Here is an 8,143-nt window from a genome sequence, read left to right as displayed (position 1 = left end):
ACCAGCACAACACCAAGATCAACTTAAGCTACGCGGCATTGGGTCCGGGGCGGAGCCCCCACCAAACCGGCGCGCACTACTGCCCAGAACCCCCAACAATATGCCGCAACTGAGCAAGCAAATCAGACCGACTGGTAGACCCCAACCGCTGCCGCATCCGAGCCATGTGATGCTCAACAGTCTTGGCCGAAATAAACAGCCGATCCCCAACCTGCTTGTACGTCATACCCTCCAAAACCAGCTGAGCAACCTCCCTCTCCCGATCACTCAACTTCCCGGCATCCTCTACAACCACCGGCAATTCCTCAGCCACCCCACCCCCAGAACGGCGAGAAGACACCGGCCGACCCTGCAACAACCGAGCACAATCCAACAACCGAACCATGGCCTGCCGATCAGAGGTACGAATAGCCGCCTGACCAGCCAACCGAGAAGCATCCCACCACAACCCGACAGCATGCAGCGACCGAGCAGCCCCCTCCACCCGATCAGCATCGACCTTCCCCGCCACCACATCCAGCCATGACTCAGCAGCGGCAGAAACAATCGCACAATACCGACTGCGCTCAGCATTGACAGCCAACGCAGCAGCATGCTCCTCAGCGCCCGCAGCATTCTCATCGATGATCGCCGCGTGCAACAAACTCCAATGAAACTGCGTAGCCCACAGCGGAGGCTCCCCCAACGACCGCAACAACGCAGAAGCCTGAGCCAAATGCGGCGCCAGCCGCCCTTGATCCCTCAACCGAGCGGCAGCAGCAGCAAACTCCCCCAACGGCAACAACGAAAAAAGATCCACAGGATGCCGAAGCACAGCCTCACAGGCTTGCTCCCAGGTCCGCCGCAACGTAGCAAGATCAGAGTTCCGCCGAGCGACCCCAACCTCCAACGCCACAGCAAAGATCCAGTCCCGCGGCTCGAACGCCCCACGCAACGACATCAACGTCTCACGAGCCACAGCCAGATTGCCACGCAGCATCTGCAGCCAAGCCTGCAACAACCGATGCCGCGTGGACATCAACACGCCACCGGTCCCGGACTCCACGGCCCGGTCCAGCACCGACTCGGCAACGTTCGGCTCACCACAGTGCATCGCAACAAGCGCAGCCAACGCAGCAGGACTGTCCGGCAACAACACCGCCCCACCGGCAGGCTCTAGCATCGACGAAGCCCGGACCAAAGTGGACAGTGCAGCAGTCTCAGCCCCAGAAACCGACTGCCGAACCCCTTGCAACATCAGGGAAGCAGCCCCACCAAGCATGGTGGGAGGCTGCGGCGGCGTCTCCTCGAACCGATGCCCGGTCCCGATCAACCCGATCCCGGCGAACGCAGCCGCGTACGGCGTAGCAGCCCACCGGAACAGCTCAGTGCTCCGAGCCAACTGCCCCCGGTGCGCCAACGCAACAGCAGCAACCTCAGCAGCAGTACGCCGATGCGGCGTGTCAGATGCACTGATCACCTGATCGGCCAACCGCAAGGCCGCGTCCAGATCGCCGGCCATCGCAGAAGCCGTGGCCCACTGCGCGGCAACCTCAGCAGAAGGCGCCCCACCCCCGGTAGAAGCCCCGAACAACCGAGCAGCCAACGCAGGATCCGAAGACAACGCCTCGCGAGCAGCCGCAGCGAACACCGGCCCACCAATACCGCTGTCCAGCAGCGGCCGAACGAGATCCAGCACCGGCCCACCACGATCAAGCTGCAACTGCGCCAACCGCTGCCGAACAGCAATCCGCCGCTCAGCCCGCGTCAACGCCCCGACAGCCCGATGCGCCAACGGCAACAACGTCCCGTCCTCAGCCAGCAGACCAGTGGCCCGAGCGGCCTCGATGATGTCGCTGACCTCATCGAAGTCCTTGTCCAGCAACGCAGACAACAAGTCCAGCCGCTGAGCCGAACCAGCCTCCGCAGCCAGCAGGAACTTCTGCAGATCCGGATCCAACCAGTCGAGCTCAGCCCGAAACCCGCCAAGAACATCAGCAGATACCTCGGTAGCCGCCCCGAGCCGCTCCACCAGCCCAGGCACCCCACCGGTCTGCGCGAACACGAAGTCCACAACAGGCTTCGGCGCGTGCAGAACCTCCCGAACCTGCTCACGCGAGAACGCGGCCAACGGCACAACCACCGCACCACGAGTCAGCTCAGCCAGCACCGCACGACGCGGCCACGGCCGGTACGCCAGCACCAACAACGGCTCAGCAGCAAGTGCACGCAACGAAGCATCATCCAGAAGATGAGCATCATCGACGACGCGCACCGCGGAGTTGGTGATCTCCGACAGCAGCGCTGTCTTGCCGTAACCACCAGGCGCCACAACGACAACGCGCAGCCGTGTGCCGGCGGCGGCGTCGTTGATCCGGTCGAGGACATCTCGAACAGAGACGTCCAGCACCAACCTGGCTCGCGTGGTCACGCTCAACGGCCGTCCTCATCATCATCTCGGGATCGGGAGCCGGACCTGCGCCCGGCGGGCTTGAGCACGCGCGCCACGCGCTTCACGCGGCGTGGCGGCAGCTCCAGCGGGGACACGTCCACCGGCGGCCGGGGCGGCGGCGCGGTGAACTCCTCGTCGTCGGGCCTGGCGATCTCGCCGACCGGGAACCGCAACGAGGCTTCACGGGTGTGGACCAGCACGGACGTCTCGATCGGCTCCGGCTCGGCCTCGGGGCCGACGAGCACCAACCGAGCGGCGACGGCCGCGCCCTTCGCGACCGAGTGCTCGGGTGCGGCCTCGGCCAGCACCCGGCAGTCGACGGCCGCGGACAGCGCGTCGCCGATCACCGGCATCCGGCACGCACCACCGACCAGCAGCACGGCGTCGGGCTGAACTGCCCCCAACGCGCGAGTAAAAGTGCAGACCAGGTGGTCGACGGAAGGCCGGATCTCCTCGACGAACTCGTCGCGGGTGACCTCGACGCCGCTGATCACCACGGCAGGACCGAACGCCCGCTTGGCCGCCTCGCACTCCAAAGCCGACACGAACCCGTCCTTGCCGAGCCGGCCGCGGACCAACCCGGCGAGCAGGTCGTCGAAGTCCGCGCCGGCGTGGTGGTCGATGCCCTCGACGTGGTTGACCAGCTCGAACGTCCGGCCAGAGGTCCGCTTCACCACCGACGCGGAGAACGCGTGGCTGCCCAGCGAGAACACCGCGAGCGACGAATCCGGAAGCACACGAGAGCGCACAGCGTGGTTTTCAGCGGCCGCGAACGGCTCCGGCACGAGCGTCACGTCGTGCACCCCGACCTGCCGCAACGCCGCGTAGAGCTGCCCTCGGCGATAGGGGCCCCACCCGGCTGGGTGACTGACGGCCACGTGACGGGGCTGTTCACCCTCTCGGGCGACAACCTCGCCGATCACCCACATGATCAGCAACGCGGTGAGCTCCTCGGCCGGGCACGACTCCGGACCCAGCGAGAACGGCACCGCGTCGCCCACTCTGCGGACGAATCCGGAGGCCGTCCAGCCGGTGGGGTCGACATCGCCGACCGAGAACGTCCCAGCATCCGTGAGCTGCAGCAACGACGGCACGACCAGGGCGATCTCGGCATCGCGGGCCCCGTCGAGGCGGCACACGGCAGCAGTCGTGCGGGTGGTCCCGACATCGACTCCGAGTACGTACGCCAAGTCTCTTCCCTCACCTGTTCGCAGCAGCGACCAGTACCTACACGGGTGAACGAGAGGCGCTCAAGCGGTGCCCCTAATCCCCTAGGGGGTTAACGACCGTCACCCCATCAGGGAACGGGGATTCACTGGGAGTGATCCCCGATGTTCGGGGTGGACCCGCTCTCATACCTTGAGCCGCACCAATTGATACGTGGTTCACACATCGGAGATCCTTCAAAATGATGCAGTCGCCCAGCACGCTCCACGACTTCGTGCTCAACCTGCTCAGCGACCCGTCGCTCAAGGCTGCTTTCGCGGCTGACGCTCAGGGCACGTTGGAGCAGGCTGGCCTGGCCGACATCACCGCCGTTGACGTGCAGGAGGTCATCCCGCTCGTCATCGACCTGCTCCCCGAAACCCCCGCTGGCCTGCCCGGCATCGAGGGTGTCTACTTCGACGGAGTTGTGGAGGACGCCCTCGCGGAGGGCCCGCTCGGCGCCATCAGCCAGCTGCAGGCCGTTGCGTCTCAGCTGACCTCGTCGGGCGTGTCCCTCACCGACATCGGTTCCTCGTCGGCCGGCCTGCTCGCCGCTGACGAGAACGGCCTCACCGTGTGGGCCGGCACGAACACCGCTGACGCCTACGGCGCCGGCGCCGTCAAGCTCGACGGCGACTTCTCCGTCGTCGGCGACGTGGCCTCGGTCCTCGACCAGACCGCCTCCCCGGTCACCGGCACCGCGCTCGACGTGGCCGACACCGCGACCTCCACGGTCGACTCCACCCTGTCCACCGCGACCGGCCTCGTCCCCGGCGCCGACGGCCTGCTCGGCCAGCTGACCGGCGTGACCGGCCTGGCGGACGGCCTGCTCGGCACCGTCGGTGGCGCGGACGCTTCCCTGGGTGGCGCCCTCAACGTGACCGGCCTGGGCTCGGTGGCGGAAGGCAACGTCGGCCTGCAGACGCACGACACCATCGGCCAGGTCCAGGGCATCGCGGGCAACGCGGTCGGCACCGTCACCGGTGTCGCGGACCACGCGACCGGCCTGGTCGGCGACACCGCGGGTGTCGGCAACGTGGTCGGCAACGTCACCGGCGTGGCGGGCGACCTGCCGGTCGTGGGCGACCTCGACCTGGGTGGCCTGCTCTAAGGCTTCTCTGACCGAAATCGGACCGGCTCTGTCGCCTCTGGACAGGGCCGGTTCGGTGTCTCAACAGGAAAAACCACGGTCCCGGTGAGCAACGTCACCGGCCGTCCGACCGGCACCGGATCGCCCGAACGGAACCGGTCTTGCGTTCCAGGCTTTCACCCAAGGGGGTGAACACGGCACTATGAGTCAGGTGATGGCCCCGCCCTGGCTCGACGTGCTCGACGAGACGATCGGGGCCTGCGTCACGCACCGGAGGCCCGATCTGGAGGCCCGGCTGCGGGAGAAGCGGGCCCAGCAACTCGACCCCAAGTTGCGCGTTCTCGTCGTCGGCGAGTCCAAACAAGGCAAGAGTCAGCTCGTCAACGCCCTGCTCAACGCACCTGTCTGCGCGGTGGGCGATGACATCACGACGACTGTGCCCACCTACGTGCAGCACGCCGACACGCCGTCGGCCGCGCTGGTCCGCAACGCCTCCGCACGCGGATCGATCTTCCACACGCCGACCGAGCGCATCGCGGTCCCGATCGACCAGGTGACCAAGCAGGTCTCCGCCATTCACCCGCGCGAGGTCGTGCGGGCGGAGGTCGGCATCCCCCGCGCGTTGCTCGACAGCGGCCTGGTCCTGATCGACACCCCCGGAGTGGGTGACACCCGAGCGGCGCACACCGCCAGCACGTTCGCGACGCTGATGCAGGCCGACGCGGTGCTGATGGTCTCCGACGCCACCGGCGAGCTGACCTCGGCGGAGATGACGCTGCTCAAGAAGGTCATGGAGGCCTGCCCGAACGTCACCGTGGTCGTCACGAAGATCGACCTGGTGCCGACGTGGCGCAACGTCGTCGAACGCAACCGCGCCCTGCTGGCCCGCGCCGGCGTCCGGGCGAAGCTCATCCCCGTGTCTTCGGCCTTGAGGCTGCGCGCCGCGAAGACCGGTGACCAGCGCCTGAACACCGAATCCGGATTCCCCGAACTGCTCGCGTGCGTGCAACGGGACATCGTCGCCAGCGCCGACCTGCTGGCCCGCCGTGCCGTCGCCGTCGTCGCCTCCAGTGCCATCACCCAGCTCGTCACGCCGTTGCGCGAGGAGCTGACCGCGCACGACTCGTCCCGCACGGCCGCCACGATCTCGACGTTGCAGGAAGCGCAACGCCGCGTCGACGAGCTGCGCCGCCGGTCCGCACGTTGGCAGAACGTGCTCAACGACGAGATGGCCGACCTGATCTCCGACGTCGAGTACGACCTGCGCGACCGGACCCGCAAGATCCTGCGCGAGGTCGACAAGACCTACGACGAGGCCGACCCCGCGATCGGCTGGGACAAGTTCGAGCAGTGGCTGGAGGACAACCTCAACGAGGCCGCCACCACGAACTTCGCCTGGCTGATGGAACGCGCGGAGTGGGTGGCCGCGAAGGTCGCCAAGAACTTCCCGGTCTACCGCGAGGACCTGATCCCCGGTTCGGTGCTGCCGGACGACCTGCTGGAGCCGGTCGGCAAGCTGGAGAAGCCGAAGATCGAGCCGTTCTCCATCCCGCAGAAGCTCTTCACCGGTCTGCGCGGCTCGTACGGCGGCGTGCTGATGTTCGGTCTGGTGACGTCGCTGGCCGGCATGCCGCTGATCAACGTGATCTCGCTCGGCGCCGGTGCCCTGTTCGGCGGAAAGACCATTTTGGACGAAAGCGACCAACGGCTGAAGCGCCGCCAGGCCGCCGCGAAAGCCGCCGCGCAGAAGCACGTGGACGACTTCTTCATCAAGTTCTCCAAGGACGTCCGCGACTCCGGCCGGCACATCCAGCGTTCGCTGCGCAACCACTTCAGCACCCTCGCCGAGGAGCTGCAGGAGACGCTCCTGGAGTCCGCCCGCAGCGCCAAGCGCGCGGTGCAGGACGACCAGACCGAACGCGAGACTCGGATGCGCGAAGGCCGCAAGGAGCTGGACAAGCTGGTCACGCTCTACAAGCGGGTGCAGACGCTCGGGGGTCCGGCGATGGAGCTCACCGCGTGACTTTGGACCGTGTCGTCTGGTCGATGCTGCAGGAAGCGCTGGCCGTCTACCGCGACAGCCCGCGCGCCACGGCCTGGCTGCGCACCCACCTCGAGCGCTACACCGAACCCGTCCGCATCGCGGTGGCCGGCCGGTCCCGCATCGGCAAGTCCACTGTGGTCAACGCCCTGATCGGCGACGAGTTCGCGCCGCTGAGCTCGTTCGTCTGGTACCGGGGCGGGGCCGAGGCGCGGGCGCACGTCTTCTCCGGCCCCGGCCGTCCGCACGAGGTCCCGCTGGGCCGGCGGGGCAGCCGTCACCACGTCGAGATCGGCCAGTTCGACCGTGCCGACCGCGTCGTCGTCGAGTGGCCATCACGTACGTTGCGGGACATCGTGCTGATCGACACGCCGTCCGAGGCCACCCCCGAGCAGGTGCTGGGTGAAGCGGACGCGTTGCTGTACCTGATGCGGCACGTGCAGGACGAGGACCTGAAGTTCCTGCAGTCCGCCAACGACCACCCGATCGCCCGCACCGCCGCGATTCACACGGTCGCGGTGCTCGCCCGTGCCGACGAGATCGGGGCCGGGCGGATCGACGCGCTGTCGTCCGCCAAGCAGATCGCCCGCCGGTACCGCCGCGACGTGGCCGTGCAACCGTTGTGCCAGAACGTGGTCTCGGTAGCGGGGCTGCTCGCGGTGGCCGCGAAGACGTTGCGGGAGGACGAGTTCCAGGCGTTGCGGGCGCTGGCTGCGCTCGGCCGCGAGGAGCTCGAAGACCACCTGCTGTCGGCGGACCGGTTCGTCGGCGAGCAGTTCCCGGTGCAGATGGAACCGGCCGTGCGGCAGGCGTTGCTCGAACGGTTCGGGATCTTCGGCGTCCGGCTGATCACCGCGCTGATCCGGCAGGGTTTCGACACCCAGGTCAAGCTCACCGGGCAGCTGGTGCAGCGCAGCGGCCTGGGCGAGCTGCGCGACTCGATCGCGGTCCACTTCACCGAGCGGCGCGAGATCCTCAAGGCGCGGTCCGCGTTGCTGGCGCTGGACGTGCTGTTCCGGATGGAGCCGCGGCAGAACGCCCGCAAGCTGATGACCGATCTGGAGCGGGTCGTCGCCTCCGCCCACGACTTCCGCGAGCTGCGGCTCGTGGCCGCGCTGCAGTCCGGCCGCACGAAACTGCCGGGCGAGCTGCAGACCGAAGCGCTTCGGCTGATCGGCGCCGAGGGCACGACCTCTTTGGCACGTCTGGGTTTCGACTACGAGGCCGACCCCCGCGAGCAACGGGAGGCGTTGCTCGACGCGCTCGTGCGGTGGCAGGCGCAGGCCGCTGACGTGCACGCGCCGAACGAGCAGCGGAAGGCCGCGCAGATCGTGGTCAGGACCTGCGAAGGACTCCTCCCGCAGATCCACTGAGG

Annotated in this window: 5 protein-coding genes; 3 read left to right on the top strand and 2 right to left on the bottom strand. The window is 67.6% G+C overall.

Annotation, left to right across the window (positions count from 1 at the left end; all coding sequences use genetic code 11):
* Positions 1-76: 76 nt before the first annotated feature.
* Both LFM09_RS45545 and LFM09_RS45540 read right to left on the bottom strand, forming a co-directional pair.
* The gene (locus LFM09_RS45545) at positions 77-2,410 is read right to left on the bottom strand and encodes a LuxR C-terminal-related transcriptional regulator (protein WP_414102881.1); all 2,334 of its coding nucleotides are present in this window, start codon (positions 2,408-2,410) and stop codon (positions 77-79) included.
* 2 nt (positions 2,411-2,412) lie between these two features.
* Complete coding sequence (locus LFM09_RS45540; protein ID WP_414102877.1) at positions 2,413-3,621, bottom strand: Hsp70 family protein; 1,209 nt, start codon at positions 3,619-3,621, stop codon at positions 2,413-2,415.
* A 221-nt stretch (positions 3,622-3,842) separates the two neighbouring features.
* Between LFM09_RS45540 and LFM09_RS45535 the strand changes: the two genes are divergently transcribed.
* From LFM09_RS45535 to LFM09_RS45525, 3 genes are all read left to right on the top strand, one after another.
* On the top strand, positions 3,843-4,748 hold the full coding sequence (locus tag LFM09_RS45535; protein WP_414102876.1) for an IniB N-terminal domain-containing protein: 906 nt from the start codon (positions 3,843-3,845) through the stop codon (positions 4,746-4,748).
* 181 nt (positions 4,749-4,929) lie between these two features.
* Positions 4,930-6,750: a dynamin family protein gene (locus LFM09_RS45530; protein ID WP_414102875.1), complete on the top strand. Its 1,821-nt coding sequence runs from the start codon at positions 4,930-4,932 to the stop codon at positions 6,748-6,750.
* Positions 6,747-8,141 carry a hypothetical protein gene (locus LFM09_RS45525; protein ID WP_414102874.1) on the top strand — a complete coding sequence of 465 codons (1,395 nt, stop codon included), beginning with the start codon at positions 6,747-6,749 and terminating at the stop codon, positions 8,139-8,141. Before LFM09_RS45530 ends, LFM09_RS45525 begins: the two co-directional genes overlap by 4 nt.
* The last annotated feature ends 2 nt before the right edge of the window (positions 8,142-8,143 follow it).

The organism is Lentzea alba (assembly GCF_047445655.1).
Lineage (GTDB): Bacteria > Actinomycetota > Actinomycetes > Mycobacteriales > Pseudonocardiaceae > Lentzea > Lentzea alba_A.
This window is presented reverse-complemented; position numbering and strand designations above follow the sequence as displayed.